The 21,976-nt window shown below is 42.1% G+C and carries 18 protein-coding genes; 13 read left to right on the top strand and 5 right to left on the bottom strand.

The genetic code is table 11. The annotated features are described in order from the left end of the window. The first annotated feature begins 1 nt into the window (after position 1). The 4 genes from rplK to N0824_RS10175 all read left to right on the top strand — a co-directional run bounded on the left by rplK (position 2) and on the right by N0824_RS10175 (position 3,422). Positions 2-427 (top strand): 50S ribosomal protein L11, encoded by a 426-nt coding sequence (gene rplK / locus N0824_RS10190; RefSeq protein ID WP_002735897.1) that lies wholly within the window; start codon positions 2-4, stop codon positions 425-427. 55 nt (positions 428-482) lie between these two features. Further along, complete coding sequence (gene rplA / locus N0824_RS10185; protein WP_002765993.1) at positions 483-1,196, top strand: 50S ribosomal protein L1; 714 nt, start codon at positions 483-485, stop codon at positions 1,194-1,196. A gap of 141 nt (positions 1,197-1,337) precedes the next feature. Then, the gene (locus N0824_RS10180; RefSeq protein ID WP_108936748.1) at positions 1,338-2,261 is read left to right on the top strand and encodes a bifunctional riboflavin kinase/FAD synthetase; all 924 of its coding nucleotides are present in this window, start codon (positions 1,338-1,340) and stop codon (positions 2,259-2,261) included. 237 nt (positions 2,262-2,498) lie between these two features. Then, the gene (locus N0824_RS10175) at positions 2,499-3,422 is read left to right on the top strand and encodes a MoxR family ATPase (RefSeq protein ID WP_108936676.1); all 924 of its coding nucleotides are present in this window, start codon (positions 2,499-2,501) and stop codon (positions 3,420-3,422) included. 14 nt (positions 3,423-3,436) lie between these two features. On the opposite strand, the gene N0824_RS10170 is transcribed toward N0824_RS10175, so the two are convergent. Together N0824_RS10170 and N0824_RS10165 are read right to left on the bottom strand one after the other, a co-directional pair. Continuing rightward, positions 3,437-4,828: an IctB family putative bicarbonate transporter gene (locus N0824_RS10170; RefSeq protein WP_108936675.1), complete on the bottom strand. Its 1,392-nt coding sequence runs from the start codon at positions 4,826-4,828 to the stop codon at positions 3,437-3,439. 144 nt (positions 4,829-4,972) lie between these two features. After that, positions 4,973-6,616 (bottom strand): alpha-keto acid decarboxylase family protein, encoded by a 1,644-nt coding sequence (locus N0824_RS10165; RefSeq protein WP_108936674.1) that lies wholly within the window; start codon positions 6,614-6,616, stop codon positions 4,973-4,975. A gap of 256 nt (positions 6,617-6,872) precedes the next feature. Here N0824_RS10165 and dndD point away from each other — a divergent pair, with 256 nt between their 5' ends. Further along, positions 6,873-8,858, top strand: a complete 1,986-nt coding sequence (dndD, locus tag N0824_RS10160; protein WP_108936673.1) for a DNA sulfur modification protein DndD — start codon at positions 6,873-6,875, stop codon at positions 8,856-8,858. Positions 8,859-9,048: 190 nt separating this feature from the next. Further along, positions 9,049-9,447 carry a DNA sulfur modification protein DndE gene (gene dndE, locus N0824_RS10155; protein ID WP_004160206.1) on the top strand — a complete coding sequence of 133 codons (399 nt, stop codon included), beginning with the start codon at positions 9,049-9,051 and terminating at the stop codon, positions 9,445-9,447. A 43-nt stretch (positions 9,448-9,490) separates the two neighbouring features. Here dndE and N0824_RS10150 read toward each other — a convergent pair whose 3' ends face one another. After that, entirely contained in the window at positions 9,491-11,005 is a 1,515-nt protein-coding gene (locus N0824_RS10150) for a SagB/ThcOx family dehydrogenase (protein ID WP_108936672.1), read from the bottom strand. 125 nt (positions 11,006-11,130) lie between these two features. Here N0824_RS10150 and N0824_RS10145 point away from each other — a divergent pair, with 125 nt between their 5' ends. The 7 genes from N0824_RS10145 to N0824_RS10120 all read left to right on the top strand — a co-directional run bounded on the left by N0824_RS10145 (position 11,131) and on the right by N0824_RS10120 (position 17,604). After that, on the top strand, positions 11,131-12,414 hold the full coding sequence (locus N0824_RS10145) for a flotillin family protein (protein ID WP_108936671.1): 1,284 nt from the start codon (positions 11,131-11,133) through the stop codon (positions 12,412-12,414). Positions 12,415-12,713: 299 nt separating this feature from the next. After that, complete coding sequence (locus tag N0824_RS10140) at positions 12,714-13,091, top strand: phosphomannose isomerase type II C-terminal cupin domain (protein WP_108936670.1); 378 nt, start codon at positions 12,714-12,716, stop codon at positions 13,089-13,091. 48 nt (positions 13,092-13,139) lie between these two features. After that, positions 13,140-13,691: a bifunctional adenosylcobinamide kinase/adenosylcobinamide-phosphate guanylyltransferase gene (gene cobU / locus N0824_RS10135; protein WP_108936669.1), complete on the top strand. Its 552-nt coding sequence runs from the start codon at positions 13,140-13,142 to the stop codon at positions 13,689-13,691. Positions 13,692-13,696: 5 nt separating this feature from the next. Beyond that, a complete protein-coding gene (locus N0824_RS10130; RefSeq protein ID WP_108936668.1) occupies positions 13,697-14,491 on the top strand; it encodes a class I SAM-dependent methyltransferase in 795 nt (264 codons plus the stop codon). Between the two features lie 9 nt (positions 14,492-14,500). Beyond that, positions 14,501-15,091, top strand: coding sequence for a 3-isopropylmalate dehydratase small subunit (gene leuD / locus N0824_RS10125; protein ID WP_108936667.1), 591 nt, complete (start codon positions 14,501-14,503; stop codon positions 15,089-15,091). 101 nt (positions 15,092-15,192) lie between these two features. After that, the gene (locus N0824_RS20980) at positions 15,193-15,369 is read left to right on the top strand and encodes a hypothetical protein (protein WP_004160190.1); all 177 of its coding nucleotides are present in this window, start codon (positions 15,193-15,195) and stop codon (positions 15,367-15,369) included. Between the two features lie 162 nt (positions 15,370-15,531). After that, positions 15,532-17,604, top strand: a complete 2,073-nt coding sequence (locus N0824_RS10120; protein WP_108936666.1) for an AAA family ATPase — start codon at positions 15,532-15,534, stop codon at positions 17,602-17,604. A 29-nt stretch (positions 17,605-17,633) separates the two neighbouring features. Here N0824_RS10120 and N0824_RS10115 read toward each other — a convergent pair whose 3' ends face one another. Next, the gene (locus tag N0824_RS10115) at positions 17,634-19,871 is read right to left on the bottom strand and encodes an FUSC family protein (RefSeq protein WP_108936665.1); all 2,238 of its coding nucleotides are present in this window, start codon (positions 19,869-19,871) and stop codon (positions 17,634-17,636) included. A gap of 241 nt (positions 19,872-20,112) precedes the next feature. Continuing rightward, the gene (locus tag N0824_RS10110) at positions 20,113-21,558 is read right to left on the bottom strand and encodes an Ig-like domain-containing protein (protein ID WP_108936664.1); all 1,446 of its coding nucleotides are present in this window, start codon (positions 21,556-21,558) and stop codon (positions 20,113-20,115) included. Positions 21,559-21,976 lie beyond the last annotated feature (418 nt).

Raw genomic sequence — 21,976 nt, 5'->3', positions numbered from 1 at the left:
CATGGCTAAAAAAGTCGTCGCAATTATTAAACTAGCTTTACCTGCTGGTAAGGCTAACCCTGCTCCTCCGGTCGGTCCTGCTTTGGGTCAACACGGGGTAAATATTATGGCGTTCTGTAAAGATTACAACGCTAAAACCGCTGATCAGGCCGGCATGATCATCCCTGTGGAAATCTCCGTTTTTGAGGATCGGAGTTTTACCTTTGTCCTCAAAACTCCCCCCGCTTCCGTTCTCATCCGTAAAGCGGCCGGTGTGGAAAGAGGTTCCAACGAACCTAACAAGAAATTTGTCGCCACCATTACCCGCGACCAATTACGCGAAATCGCTCAGACTAAAATGCCAGATCTTAACGCTAACGACATCGAAGCGGCCATGAATATTGTGGCGGGAACGGCCAGAAATATGGGTGTCAAGATCTCAGACTAAATCTTATTACGGGGAGAAGTTAAGCTTCGTTATTACCCAAGGAGCAACAAATCAGATGGTAAAAAAAGTTTCACGACGTTTGCGAGATGCCCAGGCTAAGGTAGAAAATAAAGCCTACGAGCCATTAGAGGCACTGACATTATTAAAGGAATTAGCGACGGCGAAATTCGACGAAACCGCCGAAGCTCATATTCGTTTAGGCATCGATCCTAAATATACCGACCAACAACTGCGGACAACGGTAAGTTTACCCAAAGGAACCGGACGCACGGTGCGAGTAGCGGTGATTACTCGCGGGGAAAAGGTACAGGAAGCGAACAACGCCGGGGCCGATATCGTTGGTTCAGAAGAATTAATCGAAGAAATCGCCAAGGGAATGATGGATTTCGAGGTGTTAATCGCCACCCCCGATATGATGCCGAAAGTGGCGAAATTAGGTCGTCAACTCGGTCCACGGGGTTTAATGCCTTCACCGAAAGGGGGAACCGTAACCACGGATTTAACGGGAGCAATCTCTGAGTTTAAAGCGGGTAAATTGGAATTCCGGGCCGATCGCACCGGAATCGTTCACGTTCAATTTGGTAAAGCCTCCTTTAGTGCCGAGGATCTGTTAGTCAATTTGAAGGCTTTACAGGAAACGGTGGACAGAAACCGTCCTTCCGGGGCCAAAGGTCGTTACTGGCGTACAGTTTATGTTTCTTCTTCCATGGGGCCATCGATTCAAGTGGATATTAGCACCCTGCGGGATCTGAAATTAGCAGAAGGTTAATACAGTTATTTTTCTCTGAAAAGGCCTCCAAGGGATTGGGGGCGTTTTTTTGGCTTGATCGCCCGATTGATATAGAATCAAAAGGCTACACTCAAGATTAATCGCTTGAATTATTCTCTTGTATCTGTTCTTAAAGCCAGCGTGTGGATTGTAGATTCCCCTAATACCCGTATTTTAGCCCCTAGCGCGATCGCTCTTGGTAACTTTGATGGTTTGCACCTAGGTCATCAAACCGTCCTACAGCCAATTTTTCAGGATGAACCCGCTTATCCCACCGTTGTTAGTTTTACTCCCCACCCGCGGGAATTTTTTACGGGGGAAAAATGGCAGTTATTAACTCCTCTAGGGGAAAAGGTGGAGGTTTTAGAGAATTTAGGCGTTAAACAATTAGTTTTACTGCCTTTCTCTGCTCAATTAGCTTCCCTGACTCCCCTGGCTTTTGTCGAACAGATTTTAGTAGAAAAATTACAGGCTAAATCGATCAGTGTTGGTCAAGATTTTCGCTTCGGTTATCGTCGTCAAGGTACAGCGGAAGATTTATTACAGATCGCCTCTCAATTTAATATTAAAGTCGAGATTGTTGGTTTAAAAAACTGTGGGACGGGTCGGATTAGTAGTTCCCTAATTCGTCAAGCTTTGGCAGCAGGAAACGTTGAGCAAGCCGGACAAATGTTAGGTCGTCCCTACAGTTTAACCGGTCGTGTGGTCATCGGGCAACAACTGGGCAGAAAATTAGGTTTTCATACCGCTAATCTACAGGTTCCCCCCGATAAATTATTGCCGCGACTGGGGGTTTATTGCGGTTGGGTGCATCTCGAGGGTTCTCGCTTACCGGCAGTTATGAATATCGGTTATCGTCCCACGATCGAGGGAAAAACTATCAGTGTGGAAATCCATTTATTGGATTGGTCAGGCAATGTATATGATCGCATTTTAACGATGGATTTAGTGCAATTCCTGCGACCAGAACAAAAATTTAATTCTCTTGATCGATTAAAAAATCAGATCGAGATAGACTGCGATCGCTCTCGATTAATTTTAACTTCTGTCACCGACAACTCCTAATATTTTTGGTATTCTCTTTCCACCTGAACCGACTGAAAATCTTGATTTCGCCCACTGGCAACAATTCTTAACTAATTTTCTCTATGCTCGCCACCCTAACGCCGATTAGCTCCCTAGCAGAAAAATTACCGCCATTGTCTGTCAACTTTCCTCGCTAGTGTGGGCAAATTGGGAAAAGAATCGTTAAGATCAAAAAAATTAACATTAATCTTCTTGACAAAATACCCCATTTGTACTATGAGAGACGCTATTGATATTTTGATGGAAAATCTGAGCCAGAGCATCGTCGGCCAAACCGAATCGATTCGCATTGTGCTGGTGGCTTTGCTCAGTGGTGGTCACGCTCTCCTGGAAGATGTCCCCGGAGTCGGCAAAACCCTGTTAGCCAAATCCTTAGCGCGTTCAATTAACGGTCGTTTCCAACGGGTACAATGCACCCCCGACCTCCTCCCCAGTGATATCACGGGAACCACGATCTGGAACCCCAACAGTCGCGAATTTGAATTTATCCCCGGCCCCGCTTTTGCTAACGTCCTGTTGGCCGATGAAATCAACCGGGCCACCCCGCGCACCCAATCGGCACTTCTAGAAGTCATGGAAGAAAAACAAGTTACCGTCGATGGAGAAGCGCGGCCGGTCCCCCAACCCTTCTTTGTTATCGCCACCCAAAATCCGATCGAATATCAAGGCACTTTTCCGCTTCCAGAAGCGCAAATGGACCGTTTTGCCGTTTGCCTCAGTTTGGGTTATCCCAGCGCCACAGAAGAATTAAAAATGTTACAAAGACAGCATTCTCAAGAGACGCTTAAATCCCTAGAAGCTTGTATTTCCTTAGAACAGGTGGGAGAATTGCAAAGATTAGTCAGTCTAGTCCGGGTAGCTCCCACTTTACAGCAATATATCGTCGATTTAGTCCGCGCTACCCGTGACCATGAAGATATTAGTTTAGGAGTCAGTCCCCGAGGTTGTGTGGTTTTGCAAAAAGCAGTTCAAGCTTACGCTTTCCTCGAAGGTCGCGACTATGCTATCCCCGATGATGTTAAGTTGATTACTCCCTACGTCTTCTGCCATCGTCTGATTCCTAGTCACGGTCGTCAAGCTAAAGCTATCGTGGAAAGACTTCTGCAATCGGTGGCGATCGAGGATCGCATCTATGCTTAAACTACTTTGAAACCCTACAGGAGAGAATTGCCACGATTAAAACCCCTAGCGGGGGAATAACAACGACTAGCAATTAAACCCAAAACTAACCACCAGAGGGTACTAACTTGGGGACGATACCAAACTGTATCAAAAAAACCGTGGGCAAGAATTCCGGCCAGAGCGGCAATTGCCCCGATTAACCAAAAGCCTTGACTATCCATTTTATCGCGTAAAAGTTTAATTTGATGGATGCCTTGGCCGATAGTTGTAACTAATAACCAGAGGAAACAGGTAAAACCAATAATTCCCGTTTCTACCATGATTTCTAATAGCACAGAATAGGCACTTAAAGCCGTGTATTTTGGCTTCATGAATAGGGGGTAAATTTTCTTAAAAGCATCATTACCCGGTCCGATGCCCAAAAGTGGATAAGTTTCAATCATGCGGATAACTGCATCCCAAACATTAATCCGAAAGTTATTACTACTATCTTCCCGGCCTGCAAAAATACTCATCACCCGAATTCGCAGCGGATCCACCAATAAAATCGCCCCTAAAATCACCACGGCTAAACCACCTAAAACTAAGGGTAAAAGCCATGTTTGCCAAAATAAAGGTAGATAATTTTTGAACCAATAAAATAATAGCAATAAGAAAACAATTCCTAAGACCATCAAACCAATCCAACCGCCACGACTCTCAGTAAAAAATAAACAAGCACCATTGGCTAAAGTTAATAAAGCCGCTAAAATTTTCGGTAGCCATCCCTGCCACACAAACAAGGCTGCACCGCTAAAAGCAATACCGGGGAATAAATAACTAGCTAATAAATTAGGATTACCGAGATAACTATAAACCCTAGTATCCCCCGCTAATTCTGAAGTGGGATCGTTCCAAGTTGCTAACTGTTCCGCGCCAAAAATTTGCTGACGAATGCCGTAAACACTGACTGCTAAGGCGGTTAAAACTAAAGTAGTCAGAATCCAATTTGTTAGGCGTGGCGAGCGCATGATTCGGGCGGTAAAGGCAAAAAAGATGAGATTGAGAGTTAATTTAATTAGTCCTTCCAAAGCTGCCATTTTAACGGGAGAAAAAGCCGTAGAAACCGTGGCAATTCCCCAATATAAAAGCACTAAAATGTGAATCGGTGTCACCCCGATTTTGCCTTCATCCACAAGGGTTAAGAGTAGCCAATAACCGGCTATTGCTAACAATAAAAAACCGATTTGACTGGTGGAAAAAAACGGCGCAGTGGCGATAAGAAGAGAGATTAACAGCGCACCCATCAGTTCTGTCCACTCCACAAACCGGCTACCCTGTCGCCATTGACTAAAAAGGCCGACGAAACGATGCAGATAGCTATATTTCGACCAAGAAGCGGGGGAAAAGTTCAGTAGGGTGATTTGTTTCCAAAAAGCATTCATAGGGTTTTTAGTTGCGGTTGTCACCGGCAAACTTTGATTAAGATACCGATTGTATCTTAATTGTTGACTCTTGGGAGCCAAAAGAGTTTCAGTCTGGTGTCTTAGGGCAGCTTCACACAGTCAAAACCTAATAGCATAACCAGTCTAAGTATGGGGTGAACGTAAAGCTTGACCTAAACGAGTTAAGCCTTGGGAACAGTCAAAACGATCGAGATGTACTTCAATAAATGATAGGCGATCGATGTTACCCTGGGCAATCGATAAAGCCTTTTCTAATTCCCCTTCTGTCCTGACTTGACAACTCCAACTTTCCCCGTTAAATACTGCTGGTAATTGGTGATATTTCCACGGTTGTAGATCATTATAAATATTATCTTGAATTACCCGCTCGATCGTGTAACCGTCGTTGTTAATTAAAAAGATAATTGGATTGAGATGGTGACGGATAATTGTCGAAAGTTCTTGGGCGGTCATTTGAAAAGCACCATCACCCACAAAGACGATAGGACGAGTATTTGGTGCGGCAAAAGCTACTCCTAAACAGGCGGGAATTGAATAACCAATAGAGAGATAAAATGCTTGACCGATAAAGTCGGTTTTTTGGGGCATTAATAAATCAATTGTGGCAATAATTGCGTCCCCTGTATCAGAAATAACAAAAGATTCTTGAGCAATAAAATGATTCATTCGCTCATAAAAACGAGCATTATTTAATTTTTGCTCCGGCACGGGAATGAATTCTAAATCCTTCAATTCGGCTGCGGGTTTAATCTCTAGTGTTGCCGCTTCTTTGTGACTTAGTTTATCAATTAAACCATCGATAAAATCCCCTAGGAATACAGGTTGATAGAAGTGATGTTTAATTTTTACTTTCTCGGAATTGGCATTAATCAAATTATTGGGATTTAAATTAGCCGTAAATCCGCCTAAATTCATATCGGACATGATCGCCCCTAAACAGAGGACACAATCGGCATTTTCTACCCGTTGACTAACGTATTCGCGACTTAATGCCCCCACATAAGTGCCGATAAATTGCGGCTGCATTTCCGAAATTGACGACTTACCTAAAATAGTGGTGGCTAAGGGATAACCCGTTACCTCTAAAAGTTTCAGTAACTTATCTTGGAGTTTAAAGCGATGGAATTCTACCCCTGCTAAAATAATTGGGTTTTCCGCTTTTTCTAATAATAAAACTGCCTCTTCAACGGCTTCTTCTAAAGCGGCGGCATCCGTGAGATTATCGGTTAAATAAATTGGATTTTCTGAGGGGATACAGGGACGATAGACCAGATCCCGAGGAATTTCGATATACACAGGACGTTTGTGATGCAAACAAGCTGCTAAAGTTTGATCGATTTGACTGGCTGCTTGGGCAGCATTAGTGAGAATAACCGAGGCAACCGTGACTTTTTCCATGATCGAAAATTGCAGATTATAATCGCCCGTGGTGTGGTGTAATAATAAATTATCCCGGCGAATCGAGCGATCGGAAGCTCCACTAATTACCACCAGGGGAACTCTTTCAGCGTAAGCACCGACCACAGCATTAACAAGGCTAAATCCCCCGACTCCGTAGGTGACACAGACAGCGCCCATGCCTTTAACTCGCGCGTAGGCATCGGCGGCATAACCTGCGTTAAGCTCATTACAGGTGCAAACTAATTCGATCGGACTTTCCACCAAAACATCCATCAAATCGAGGACATAATCCCCCGGCACCCCAAAAATATGATTAACCCCTAAACTATGGAGACGCTGGAATAAATATTCGCCGATCGTGATCATAGCAATTTTCTCCTGGTGTGTTGGCACATTCAGGCCGATCATAACGATTTTTTCCAAAAATAGGCTAATCCCCAGTAATGAACTAGAAAGTAAAAATCAGGAAACCTTAATTATATCTAGGTGCTGCTGATCGATGCTATAGTATAAAATCTGGGGTTTTTCTCTTGGGTGTAAAAAAATATCTGCGGCACTTTTTCAGCTATAATTTTTACAGGAGATTCCCTAAAACTTTCGACTTAACTAAGGCTGACTGTTAATGATTTTTACTGAATTAGTTTTGCAAAATTTCGGTCCCTACGCCGGTCGTCAAGTGATTAATTTACGTCCCGAAAAAGATAACAATCCCTGTCCGATTATCCTTTTAGGAGGCATGAATGGGGGCGGTAAAACTACTTTAATGGATGCGATTCGTTTGGCTTTGTACGGTGCGCGGGCAAAGTGTTCTACTCGCAATAATTTAAGTTATGCCGAGTTTCTCAGTCAAGCAGTTAATCATCAAGCTTCCCTCATCGATCAAGCTAGAATTGAATTGGCTTTTGAACATCTAGTTAATGAACAATGGCGACAATATCGTATCGTTAGATACTGGACAAAACAGCCCAAAGATGGTAGGGATACCCTCGGTATTTTAGATGAAGATTGGCCCGATCCCGCCTTAGCTAATACTTGGGATGAATATATTGAAACTTTATTACCTTTGGGTATTTCTAACCTGTTTTTATTTGATGGGGAACAGGTAAAAGAATTGGCGGAACAGGATGTACCTCCTGACAGCGTTAAGGATTCGATGCAGACTTTATTAGGGTTAGAATTAGCAGAAAGATTAGCCCTTGATCTCGATATTTTAGCTAGTCGCAAGCGCCGGTTATTAGCGGCAGAAAATGAACTGGCAACTATTGAAGCTATTGAGAAAAAATTAGCTCAGTACCAAGAAGATTTAGAATTGGCTAGACAAGAGATGGAAACTCAACAAAAAAATTTAGATTTGGTTAGAAATGATTTTGATGCAGTCTCGGATAAATTTCGCATTGATGGCGGAAAAATTGCCGCCGAAAGAAGTCAATTAGAGAGCAGAAAAAAGGACTTAGATAAAAAGTTAGATAAACAGAGGGAATATTTAGGTCAATTAGCAGGGGAATTTTTACCATTAAAGTTAATTTTTCCTATCCTAGTAGCCGCTAAAATTCAGGGAGAAAAAGAGCTAAAATTTCAATCAGCTAAAGTCGCTCAATCAGTTTTAGAATCCAGAGATAAAAAGTTACTTGCTTATTTAAAACAACTGAATTTAACTTTAGAACAATTGGATAATATTAGGGAATTTTTACAGCAAGAAAATCAGTTTTTAGCCGAGGATAGCAATTCTTTGACCGCTCCTTACTTAGATTTAGACGAGGAGGCAATCGAATTATTAAATCGAGTCTTAACCCATCAATTACCGGCACAAATTAACCTCGCTCATCAAGCGATGGAACAATTAAGAAATCTGGAAGTTGACTTAGATAATTTAGAGCGAGAATTAGCAGTAGCAGCCTCTCCCGAAGAATACGAAACCCTGAGTAATAACTTAAAAAATGCTCAGAAAAAGTATCTAAATGCTCAAGCATCATACGAGCAAAGCCACAAAAATTATGAGGAAATCAAAAAGAAAATTGAGAAAACTAAAAAAGAATTATTTGCCTATAGTGAGAAAGCTTTAGAATCCCAAAGTAACGAACATATCGTCAATGCTATTGTCAAAGCACAGCAAACTTTAAAAGTATTTAAAGAACGCTTAACTTTAAAAAAATTAAATAGATTAGAGGGAGAAGTGGCGGAATGTTTTCGTTATTTATTACATAAGTCTGATCTAGTTCAGAAAATAGCGATCGATGCTGATACTTTTGGTCTATCTCTCTTTGGACCCGATGGACAAAATGTGCCTAAACACCGTCTTTCTGCCGGAGAAAAACAACTATTAGCGATCGCTTTTTTGTGGGGATTAGCGCGAGTCTCCGGACGAGATTTACCCATCGCTATCGATACACCCCTGGGACGTTTAGATTCTTCCCATCGCCATAATTTAGTTGAACGTTATTTTCCCGCTGCTTCCTCTCAAGTCATCCTCCTTTCTACCGATACAGAAATTGGACAAAATGAGCTACTCTTATTAGAAAAACAGGAAGTAATCGCCAGAAAATACCTGCTAGAATACAATTCCCAACAACGTCAAACCACTATTCACCCCGATCGTTACTTTTGGTAAGATTATGACCGAGATAAATTCCCACGAAATCCTCCCCCAATTAACTTGAGACATTGAATCAGTAATCAGTTATCAGTTCACTGTTTACCGATCACTGAAAAAAACTCCCCACTTTCCACTATCCTATTAAACAGGATTGAGAATGACTAACTATTTTATCATCACTCAGATCGAGGTAAAATTATAAATTATGGAATCACCGATCGAACGTTTTCGACTATCTCAAACCGCCAAAGATAGCCTAATAAAATTAAAACGCTACACCAAAATTGACCAATGGAATATCCTTTGTCGTTGGGCTTTTTGTCGTTCCCTTGCCGAACCGAGTCTCCCCTCTCCCGTTCCCATTCCTGCCGATAGCAATGTAGAATTATCTTGGAAAGTATTCGGGGGAGAAATGGCTGATATTTTCTTAATTGCCCTCAAACAACGTTGTCATCAAGACGGATTGGGAACCGATAAAGAAACCCTAACTCAACAATTTCGCTTACACTTACATCGCGGTATCGGTTATCTTGCTGGGGATACCAAGCTAAAAAAAATCGATAATTTAATCGAATTAGAGAGAGAAAATCTCAGAGAATCTTAATCAAGGAGGTTCATCCTTAATCCTTTAATGGTTCAAACTCACCCTAAAAAACCTTCGGTCGGCCTAAAGTAGTGATATAAATAACCGCTTCATCCGAGGGAATTCCTAACACTTCATTCACTTGATCATCAAAAAAACCACCGATACCACTAACCCCTAACCCCAGATGAATAGCCGCTAAATTTAATCTCTGTCCCAAATGGCCCGCATCTGCATGAAGATAACGATAAACTCGATCGCCATATTTAGCCACTGCTTTTGACAGATCCGCCGTATGAAAAACCACAGCAGCCGCATCTCGTCCCAAATCCTGACCTAAACAGAGATAATGTAACTCTTGCCGGAAATTTTTAAAGCGAATTTGCCGCAATTCTTGGGCTTTAGGAGCATAATAATAACAGCCTTCCTCTAATCCAGTTACTGCCGAAACAGCGATAAAAGTTTCCAATAAATCCAGAGCAAAATAATCGGGATTGGGATCGAGATTTTGACTGGCATAATCTTGGGGTTGATAGGTAAAATGCAGCAGCGCTCGCAATTCGTCTAAACTGAGACTAGCACCACTATAAGCGCGGGTAGATCTGCGTTTAAGCATCGTACTTTCCAGATCGATTAAATCTTCCCCCCAATTGACGGGACGGGATGTCACCGAAACTTTCAGACAAAAAGGAAAATTATATTTATCTTCCCAATTAGACAGGGTAACGGCTGCTTCTATCTTTTCGTCTGCATCTATGATAGTGGCTCGCTGTAGGGAGCTTAATAATTCTCCCTCGGCAATTTTGGGATAAAGAGTCGTGGTTGCCGAAGGGAGTGCCGTGGTACTAGGGGGGAGATTTTGCCGGATATTGAGCAGATCTGCCAAAGGAATCACCGTCATGACACTTTCCTTCTCGGAATCGAGATAAAGCAATTCATTCATCTGACTATCGTTAAAACCACCGATTAAATGGGCCCGATAGTCATTAATCGAGGCTGATAGCTCAATATTGCCCAATAAATGCCCTGTATCGAGGAAAATACGCCGATAAGCTCGATCTTCGTAGCGCCAAGCGGACCGATAAAAAATGGCACTGGTAACTACAGCGATATCGGTATTTTCTAAAACAGGATTCCAGAAACAAGCAGATTGTAGGTTCGTCCAGACATCACTTTCCCAGAATAAAAGCAGCGAGTGACTTTGACCTTGATAACTGTAGAGACCGGCGGGTAAAAATTCCGTGCCACGGGAGATCAGATAGACCTCGGCGGGGTATAATCCACCAGCAGAGGGTGCGGAACGTAGGTACAAGGGACTGCCCATAGTGGCGATTTTGGCAGTTAAACCATAGCTACAGCCCACAATTCGCGATATACGTCGCCAAAAGTCTCCTTTTTGGGGAACTGTTTGACGGGAGAGGTAGGGTTTGAGATCGAAAGTCTGACCAATTTTGTATTCTTTGAAGGGATAGGGTTGTTGACTCCAATCAAGACCTTTACTTTTTGAGGCGATCGTCTGGGGGTCGTATTTGGTCCGCTCGTGGTAGTATTGGGCGATCGAGATTGGCTGATCTGGCATGATAAAGATAGGCTGTCTAAGCTTTACTTTTTAGTGTAATATCGATGACCCCCAAAAAATCAACCAGCCAGAGAGTCGATCGGCTAAAAGTAAAGATAATCACCAATTTCACCCACATAAAATCTATGGAAATTATCGCTGTTTTACTGGGAGTTTTCGGTTTAGGCACAGGTGCGGGTTTATTGGTCATCCGTAACTATTACCATATCTGTCAACCGAGCGAAGTTTTAATTTTTGCCGGCAGTCGTCGTCCCACGGCCACGGGCAAAACCATCGGTTATCGTTTGGTAAAAGGGGGCAGCAGTATTCGTTTACCGATGCTAGAACAAGTGTATCGAATGGACCTGACCAACATGATCATCGATCTCAGGGTGGTTAATGCCTATTCTAAGGGCGGTGTGCCGTTGATCGTCACCGGGGTGGCAAATATTAAAATTGCCGGGGAAGAACCGATTATTCATAATGCGATCGAGCGTTTATTGGGCAAGAAACGCAAGGAAATTGAACAATTGGCTAAAGAAACCCTCGAGGGCAATTTGCGCGGTGTCTTGGCGAATTTAACCCCAGAACAAGCGAACTCCGATCAGATCGCTTTCGCTAAAAGTCTCCTGGAAGAAGCGGAACAGGATCTAGAAAAATTGGGTTTAGTTTTGGATAGTTTGCAGATCCAGAATATCTCCGATGAGGTGCGTTATCTCGATTCGATCGGACGGAAGCAAAAAGCCGAATTACAGAGAGATGCCCGGATAGCAGAAGCAAAAGCCCGAAAAACATCGATTATCAAGGATTCCGAGAATCTACGCCTAACCGCTTTGCGTCGTATCCAAAAAGATTTAGAAATAGCCAAAGCTGACGCAGAAAAACGGGTGCGCGACACTCAAACTAAGCGCGGCGCCATGATTGCTGAGGTAGAATCGGTGGTTATGTCCGATTTAGCTAAAGTACAGGCCGAAGTGGCGGTACAAAACGCCCGAATTAAGCAGGTGAAACAGCAATTACAAGCAGATGTGATCGCCCCTGCGGCAGCGGAATGTCAACAAGCGATCGCAAAAGCCCGGGGGGAAGCGGCCAAAATTATCGAACAGGGGAAAGCGCAAGCGGAAGGAACCAAAAAATTAGCGGCCTCTTGGCAAGGAGCGGGAAATAACGCTAAAAACATCTTTTTATACCAAAAATTGGAGTTATTACTTAAATTAATGGTCGCTAGTGTCCCAGAAGTGCAGGTGCAAACGGTGACGGTAGTGGACGGGGGTGATGGTAATCTTGTCCCGAAAATGACTGCCTTTGCCGAACAATTGCGTCAAGCTACCGGAGTGGATCTGGTACAAATGGCTAATCGCCTAGCACAAACCGAGCCATCTGTCAAGGGCAAAGACACAAATTTTGATTTTAAAAAATTGCCCTCTTGAATCAGTTATCAGGAGACAGGAGACAGGATACAGGAGACAGGATACAGGATACAGGATACAGGATACAGGAGTCAGGAGACAGGAGACAGGATACAGGATACAGGAGACAGGATTCAATAGATTACTTTATTTATTCTCCCCATCACCCCATCTCCCCATCTCCCCATCTCCCCCATCACCCCATCACCCCATCACCCCACACCCCACACCCCACACCCCACACACCACACACCTTTAGCTAATAGCTGCAAACCAGAGATTGTCCACTAGAATGTTAATCAAGTTTGGAGACCACCACCATGGATGACTTAATTAATGATCCCTCCCCTTCTCCCCAAGACCTAGAAATGACGAGGACTCCCCCCTGGGGAACGGTGACGGTATTGGAGGAAGGTCCCCGGTATCGCATCAATCGCATTGTCATTAAACCCGGCCATCACATGAGTACCCAAATGCACTACCATCGCAGTGAACACTGGATTGTCGTCTCTGGTACAGCGCGGGTAATCTGTGATGAAAAAGAAACTCTCCTCAAACAAAAAGAATCTACCTATGTTCCTATGAATACCCGTCATCGGTTGGAAAACCCCGGTTCTATTCCTCTGGTGATGATTGAGGTGCAAAATGGCGAATATTTAGGAGATGATGATATTCACCGTTTTGATGATCGAGAATAGGACAGTTTTCTTCCGTATATACTTTAGTTATTTGCCAAAATCTCGATCGTGGATGAAAAAATTATCCTAGTTACAGGGGCTGCCCGTTCTGGGAAAAGTGAATGGGCCGAATATTTAGCCAAAATCAGCCAAAAACCCGTTATTTATATCGCCACCTCCTCGGTGGATGAAAAAGATCAAGAATGGTGCGATCGCATTGAAAGACACCGGCAGCGACGTTCCCCCCAATGGCAAACCCAAGAAATTCCCCGACAATTGAGCGAAACTATTGATAATAGCCCATTTACTCACTGTTTATTGATCGATTCCCTCGGTACTTGGGTAGCCAATTGTTTAGAAATGTCGGCAGCCGAATGGTTAGAAATTAGCGATCGATTCTTGTCTTCCCTCAAAAACGCGGCCGTTGATGTTATTCTGGTGGCGGAAGAAACCGGTTGGGGTGTGGTTCCCCCTTATCCCCTCGGTCGTCTGTTTCGCGATCGTTTAGGCGATCTCTGTCGTAGAATTGGCACAATAGCAGACGCGGTTTATCTAGTTACCGGCGGCCATGCTCTTAATTTAAGTCAATTGGGTCAGTCTTTGTCGATAATTGGGCAATAGAGAAGATGAGCAACGATTATCAGCGTCAAGTAATTGATTTTTATGCCCTTCGTCACGATTACGATAACGATTTTACACAAGCTCGCGCCCTTAAATTAGTAAATTATCTCTATTTACAAAAAAGCCAATCTGTGCTAGACGTGGCAACGGGAACGGGATTTATAGCGGTAGCAATTGCCCCAAAAGTAAAAAGTGTCATCGGGGTTGATTTCACGCCAGAAATGATTGCCAGAGCCGAAAAAAAGCTAGAAGCATTAAATATCGAGAATATTGACCTGATTAACGCCGATATAGCTGCCATTGACTTTGCCGAGTCTAGTTTCGATCTGATTACCTGTTCTCTGGCGATTGCACTTTTCCCCGATATCCCGCAAGTGCTGGCAAAATGGTATCAATGGTTAAAAAAAGGCGGTTCGGTCGCTTTTTCCTGTAATAATTTAGAATCCCACTTCCTACCCTTGATCAGTGGTGTTTGTCGCGAAACCTATGGTTTTGAGTTGCCTAATCTGCATACTCCCATCGCCACCCCGGAAAAATGCCATCAATTGCTGGAAAATGCGGGATTTACCAATATATCGGTCAATGTCGAGCAATTAGGTCGATATTTGCCCCTAGAAACTGCCAAAAACTTCTGGTATGGGCAGTATTTTCATCCTCAGCATAACCCTTTTGACCGCCTATCGGCTGGCGAAATTGCGACTCTAGTGAACAATTATCGCCGAGAAATCGAGAAAAATGCCACCGATCAGGGGGTATGGCAAGATGCAACCACTTTTTTTGTCACTGCTAGTAAACGTTAGAAAAAGATCATGAGTCAAGTTAAAACCATCTCCGGACGAGCTTTACCCTTGCGAGGCAACGATATTGACACCGATCGCATTATTCCGGCTCGTTTTTTGCGTTGTATCACCTTTGAAGGTTTAGGCGAACAAGTGTTCGCTGATGATCGAGCGGCTTTACAGGGGAGTCATCCTTTCGATCTACCCCAGTACCAAGGAGCGAAAATTCTGGTAGTCAATGGTAATTTTGGTTGTGGTTCTTCTCGGGAACACGCACCGCAAGCGATTTTACGTTGGGGAATACAAGCAATTATCGGGGAAAGTTTCGCCGAAATATTTTTTGGCAATTGTATCGCTAATGGGGTTCCCTGTGTCACTGCCGAGGCAAAAACCATCACCCATTTACAGGATTTAATTGCAGCTAATCCCGAAATTCCCGTCGATCTTTCTTTGCCAACCATGACAGTGGAATGGGGGGATTTTGTCGCTACCGTCTCTATGAATGAAGGTTCCCGACAGATGTTAATAGAAGGGGGTTGGGATACCTGCGGACAGCTTTTACAAAATCTCGATCTGATTCAATCTACCGCCCAAAAGTTACCCTATTTAAGTTTCGTCTAGGGAAACAATCTAGGCTGAGGGTGCGTTAGTAATAGATTAACGTACCCTGGCAAGGATTTTGTTTGCAATGCAGCGGCTGTAAATATTAAAAAATCTGCCCTATGACTCATCCTGATAATAATCTCCAAAATATCCAAGAACCGATTTTAAACGCTCCCGAAGATGTGCGAAAAATCATTGATCGCGTTTTAAAATTGGAAAGAGATAAGTTATACCAGCGCAATCCTCGCAATATCAATGATGATGTTTTAACGATTATTAAAGAAGTAATCCAATAATTAGCTTTTAGCTATCAGGAGTCAGGAGTCAGGAGACAGGAGTTAGGAGTCAGTAGTTAGGAGATTAGTTTTATTTATTCTCCCCTCTCCCTTCTCCCCACTTCATAATTCATAATTCATAATTCATAATTCCCACTTCCCCATCATCCCCTCTATATAAATATGAAACTACTATCAATAAAGTTATGTAATTTTCGACAATTTTATGGCAAGACTCCTGAGATACATTTAGCGGCGAGTTCTCGCAATACAACGGTAATTTATGGCAATAATGGGGCAGGAAAAACAACCATTTTAAATGCTTGTACCTGGGTTCTTTATGAAAAATTTACAGCAGCTTTTGCCGAACCAGAGTTATTAGTTAATAAACGGGCAATTACCGAAGTAACCACGGGAACTTCCATAGAATGTTCGGCAGAAGTAAACTTTGAACATGAAAATAAACGCTATCAGGTAAAACGAAAATTTTTCGCCTACCAAGATGTAAATAGTAAAATTAAATACGGTTCAAATAGTTTATATATGCTCTACGCTGGTGATGATGGCAATTGGTACACACCCAATCAACCAGCGGAGGATATTATTAATCAAATCTTACCCGAAAGTTTACACCGTTATTTCTTTTTTGATGGGGAATATATCGATCATCAATTTCGTAGTAGTAGCCAAGGTAAAATCGCCGAAGATACAAAAGAATTATTGGGAGTTAAAGTATTAGATCGAGCGATCGAGCATTTAAAAAAAGCCAAAAAATCTTTACAAGATGAGCTTAAAGATTTAGGGGAATCGGATTTAAAAAAGTTATTGAAACAGGAAAGTAAAATTGAGCAGGATTTCGAGAAATTAAAACAGCGTCAGCAGGATATTATTAGCCAGTTATCCCAGCAGGAAGAATTAAAAAAAGCCGTTACTAATCGCTTACTAGAGTTAAGTGGTGCCGAGGAATTAAAACAGTTAAAAGAAAAATTAGAACAACAGGAAAGAAATCTGCGGCAAGATTTAGTCAGAACTAAGGATAAGTTAAAGAAATTAATTTCCCAGCAAGCTTATCAAGTCTTTTTAAAAGGAATTAATCAAAATTTTCAGCAATTAATCGATCGCCTAAGACAACAAGGGGAATTACCCAGTGGTATCAAACAGCAATTTGTCCAACAATTATTAGAGCGGAAAAAATGTATTTGTGGTCAGGAATTACAGGAAAATAGCCAAGCTTATTTACAGGTACAAGATTGGATGAATAAAGCAGGAATGGCCGATGTAGAAGAAGCAGCTATTCGCTTATCTTCCACAGTCAAAGAAATAGATAAACGAGTCTTAGATTTTTGGCAAGAAGTGGATAATTATCAAGCTAATATTCACCAGTGGCGCTTAGAATTATCTTTGGTAGAATCAGAATTAGATGAAGTGCGGGATAAATTTCGCCATTATCCCGATGAAGATATTAAAAATCTGCAATCTCGCTTAGATGCGATCGAGGATTCCCTAAAAGATTTACGCTTGGAACAGGGCAGCAATAAAAATCAACTAGATATCTATGAAAAAGAGTTAGAATCCCTGCAAAAACAGGTACAGAAACAGCAACAAAAAGAGGAAAAATATAATTTAGGACAACGACGTATTTTAGCGACTCAAGAGGCAATTAATCGCATTAGTGAGGTAAGACAGAGATTAGAAAATCAGTTTCGTTTGTCCTTAGAAAAACGGGTACAGGAAATCTTTAGCTCAATTTCTTTTACTCCCTATATTCCCCGTATTAGTCCCGATTACGAGGTAAGATTATTAGAAAATACGACAGGATTCGCTATTCCCGTGGCAGCTTCTACTGGAGAAAATCAGATTCTTAGTTTATCTTTTATCGGGGGAATTATCGATCGAGTGCGAGAATGGAGTCAGAAAAATACTTTGATGGGAATTGATAGCAGCACTTTTCCTCTGGTGATGGATTCTCCTTTTGGTAGTCTCGATCATATCTATCGTCGGCAAGTTGCGATCGCTATTCCTAAATTAGCCAATCAGTTAGTTGTTTTAGTGACAAAAACTCAATGGAGAGGAGAAGTAGAAACCGAGATTTCTCCCTATATTGGTAAAGAATATGTGTTAGTTTATAATTCCCCGAAAGCAGATTGTCAAGAGGATTTAATTAATCTTCATGGTGTTGATTATTCTCTGGTGAAACGCAGTCCTAATAATTTTGAATATACAGAAATTATCGAAGTTAATCGATTTTCCTCGTGACTGGTAAATTTTGTGGTCATAACTAAATTTTAACTTCTAATAAAACGAGAGATTGCTGTATTCATTGTTCCAACACGACGGGATAATTCCACAAGTTCCGTGGTGACAATATTATAATCACCTAAATATTTCTGGAGATTAGTTCCCTCTTTTTGATGGGCAATTTCTACTAACCTTTCCTCTCGCAATTCTTGCAAATGATCGAGGATATTTTCTAAAGTATCTTCGAGGGGAGGTAAGGGAGAAGGAGGACTATTTGTTTGCAAAGCTTCGGTTAATTGTGTCAAAGCTTCGGTTATTTGTTGCGTGAACAGACTCAGATTAGGATGGGGAGGACTACCGCGATATTGTTCCAATTCCGTCAATAAAACTGTCACCCCGCGACCAAAACGAGGAATATAATTACTTAAAGTGATTGCTGGTTCCATTTGTGGAAAGGGTGTGCTAGGATCATCAATTAATCTTTGTAGGGCTGTTTGCATAGTTGTATTTGCTCGTCGAGCTTTATTGCGATGGGAAGATAAAATTGCAGTTTGATAGGATGATTCTCCTAAATAAACTGCCATAACTGACTGAAAAAATATTTGATTAGCTTCTAATGCTTTAATGGCAGCGAGGGAAAAACGTTCATCTTCATTAAACCGCAAAAAACCGAAGGAAAGGACAAAGGCTAAAGCACTACCGATTAAAGTATAAACTATTCTGATATACTCTAAATTAATACCGTCATTGCTGGCATCGAGACGACTGATGATTAAAGCAAAAATTGTGATAAAAAATACGGCCAAACTATAGTGAAATCGCACCAAAGCTAAAGCGATCGCTATAGAAATCACCCCAATAATTTCTAACCAGAGCGGATTATCTATAATTCGCAACAGTGCCAAAACAAAAAACGAGCCTAAAATCGTGCCAAACACCCGATTAAAAAAGCGTTGAAAAGTCAAGCTAAAATCTGGTTTTAACACAATAACTAAGGTTAAACCAATCCAAAAACTATGGGTAATTCCTAGCTTATTGTAAATCAAAACTCCTAGCGCACTTCCCAAACCTAAGCGTAAACCATGGCGAAATAGGGGCGATTCTAGATTAAAATTAGATTTTAATGGTTCCCACCAAGCTTTTTCTTGACCGTACTCTTTTTCTATCCCTTCAAAGTTCCGCTGCCAAGGATTTTTTTTATCGGAAAATTCTTCGCTTTGCCGCAAATGTTGCGCTGTTTCACTGGCTATTTTTAGCTGTTTAAATAATTTTTTTAAACGATTATTTAATTGGGAAATTGCCACATAACTGCTATAATCATCCTGGGCATTTTCTAAAACTTTAGCTTGCAGGTTTTTTTGTTGTTCGATCGCCTTGAGTAATAGCTGCAAGCGCTCACAATCTGGTTGTTTATTTCTACCCAAAATTAACCTGGCAATATCTTCGCTAATTTCCGCCACCTGCACGAGAATATCTTCTAATAAAATACCCACCGTGGTCAGTTGTGGCAAGGGATGAAGATAAAGCAATTCTCGCAGCGCAATTAAGCTGGTATTAATGCGATCGCTATCTTCAATCAAGACGATTAACAATTCCCGCAGCTCACTCTTTCCCCAACGTCCCCGACGCGTCAAGGTGACAGTTTTCCTAGAACGGAGCAACAGTTGCCGAATTTTGTTAAAAGATGGCTCCTCATTAGCATTAGAACGAGAGTGTAAAGGCAAAGAGCGGAGATAGGTGGCGATACCCTGAAAATTTTCCGCCGTTACCTGACGTAAAGGCTGATTAGGACGAAAAGGCCAGATAAACAGGGCCAAAAAAATTGTCCATCCCCCCCCCAACACAACGATTCCGGCCCGTTGTAAAGCGACGATAATATCCCCCGATGGCAAAGAAACAGCAAAAAGCAGCAATAAACTGATTACTACCCCAGCTAACGCCCCATTTTCCCCGTAAACCGTCAAATAACCCGCTAGAAACAACCCACAAAAAACTATCACTACGGTCAATCCTAGCCAAGCACTGGCTAATGTACCGATAATCAAAGCTAGAGCCATCCCGATAGTCGTAGCGACTAGTGTTTGCGCTCTCAGGCAGTAAAGTCCCCCCGCATCAGCTAAAATCAAGATTTGAGCCGCTAAACCGACCATTAACCCCAATTTTGACCGATCTAAAATATCACCGACAATAATCGGTACTGCGATCGCTAATAAAGTCCGAATCCCCCGCTCGATCTCAATATCGCCACTAGGACGCAATAAAAAACCAAATCGCTGAAGTAGCATATAGCACTTATCTTAATGGTGAGGTATGAGGTTTTCGTTTTCGGGAGTCATACTAAATCCGTTGAGTATAGGCTAGTTATGAGGAGAGGCACTCCCGCAAAAGAGGGAATAGATAATCAATCTTTAATAACCGGATTTAGTATCAGTATTCTCCGAGTCACCTGATTAGGTAAGGATTTCTCTCCTGTCTCCTGTCTCCTGACTCCTAACTCCTAACTCCTAACTCCTTAATTCTGCTGTATTAGGGCAGCCAACGGGGTTTAAAACCAGCGTTTAGTTCTTGAGGTAGAATTTTCGGGATGCTATTGGGACTGAATTGATCAGGAAGCGGTAATAACCAGAGACGACCATCGGCAATGCTCGACCCCTCCCCAGTGACTAAATCATTTCCGACTCCAAAGGGTATGGTTGCTAACTGATCAAATAATAAAGCCACGCCATCGGGAGACATACTCATCTGCACGTCACGATAATTAGGTAAGGCCAGCAGGGGGATCATTTTACCCGTTTTTAGCTCAATAATCCCTAAAAAAGGTTCTTCTTTCACCTTGCCATCGCTGCCTATAACCAGATCGCTTTTCAGACAGTAAAGGGTTTTTTCCTGTCGCGGTTCAAATTCACAGCTAATAATCGGATTAGCTGTTCTTAATAGTAGTCTTGACTCTCCCTGATCGTTGAGCAGAAATAGCGATCGCTGATTATCCGGTTCTGATTTCACCATGAGTTTTTGGCGACCATCCCGGGAAAAAGCGAGTATTTTCTCGTAGGTGGGCAAAAATTGCGGTTTTCCCGCCTGGACATCCAAAGGAATCACCGCTACCCCTCCCGTTTGGCTGACAACCGCTTTTTTACCGTCGGGAGATAGTAAAAAATTATCCCCTTGTATTCCTAACGGTCGCGATTGTCCATCATCGCTGATTACCCATAAACTGGCATCCCCCGGATTCCCATGATTAATTCTCTGCACGATTAGGGTTTTGCCGTTATCTGAGAGATTAAAGCGCAGATTTTGATAGGTTTTCGCATCTAAAAACCTTTCTATACGACCACTGGGCAAATTTTGACCATTTTCGTCATGATTTAAACCCGTGGTAATTGTGTAAAGTTGCTGTTTTGGGGTATCTCGTCCTAAGTCAGAGCGATCGAAGGCCGAGAATAGAATTCTATCCCCCGTCGGATACATTTGAAAATCCGTGACCACTATATCTTCAGGGGTAAGGATGGTTTTTTTCAGTTCTGTGACGTTATTTGCCCCCTGAATGATATTACAGACGATTAAACGGCCTCTTTCCTCTTGGTTGACTCCAATGTAGGCAAAAGCTCGATCGTGGCTGTAAAATTCGCCGATAAAATCCTCACCTTTGGCAATGGGTAACTTTACTTGATATTTCTTGCCGTAGATTGGCAATTCTGTCAAGGTATAGGTTAAGCGATCTCCGGCCCAGCTAATTTTACCCGGCAAGGGAGGATTGATCGCCAAGCTGGTTTCTATGTCGGAACGGTCAATCGGTCGATTAAAACTTAAAGTGAAATAATTGTCCCTAACGCCGATTTTTCGTCCTTGCCAGCTAAAATTCTCCCCTCGCGTAGGAACTTGATTTCCCTGGATCAAAATCGACGATATCGCCGCAATTAAAGCCAAAATAGTCGCTAACACTAAGCGATCGAACCAAGCTAATCTTTTCATCAGTTATCAGTTATCAGTTATCAGTAGTCGGTCGTCGGTTGTCAGGAGATTGCTTTTATTTATTCTCCCATCTCCCCCCTCTACAATAATTACTCCCAACCAGAAACACCTTGGCTGCCTATCATATTTTGTACTTTTTGTCAAAAAAAAATTTTTTTGCAATAAAACTACACAAAAAAAGATCATCGTTGTGGGTGAAATTGACTGATTTAACCGTCTTAATTAGGATCACTTTCTAGGTGTGGCAAGGGTTTCAACCATTGCTGCCCAAAAAAGCACAGAATAACCCACTGTGAAATTCAGTAAAATCGCTGTAACTATCATAACATCGTTGTTAAATAAAAATCTTTCTCAATTAATTCTTAAGAATTTATAAATATTGCGGAATGTTAATTTAAATATTCTCAAGTTTTTGGAG

The sequence above is a fragment of the Microcystis sp. 0824 genome (genome assembly GCF_003112475.1).
Lineage (GTDB): Bacteria > Cyanobacteriota > Cyanobacteriia > Cyanobacteriales > Microcystaceae > Microcystis > Microcystis aeruginosa_C.
This window is presented reverse-complemented; position numbering and strand designations above follow the sequence as displayed.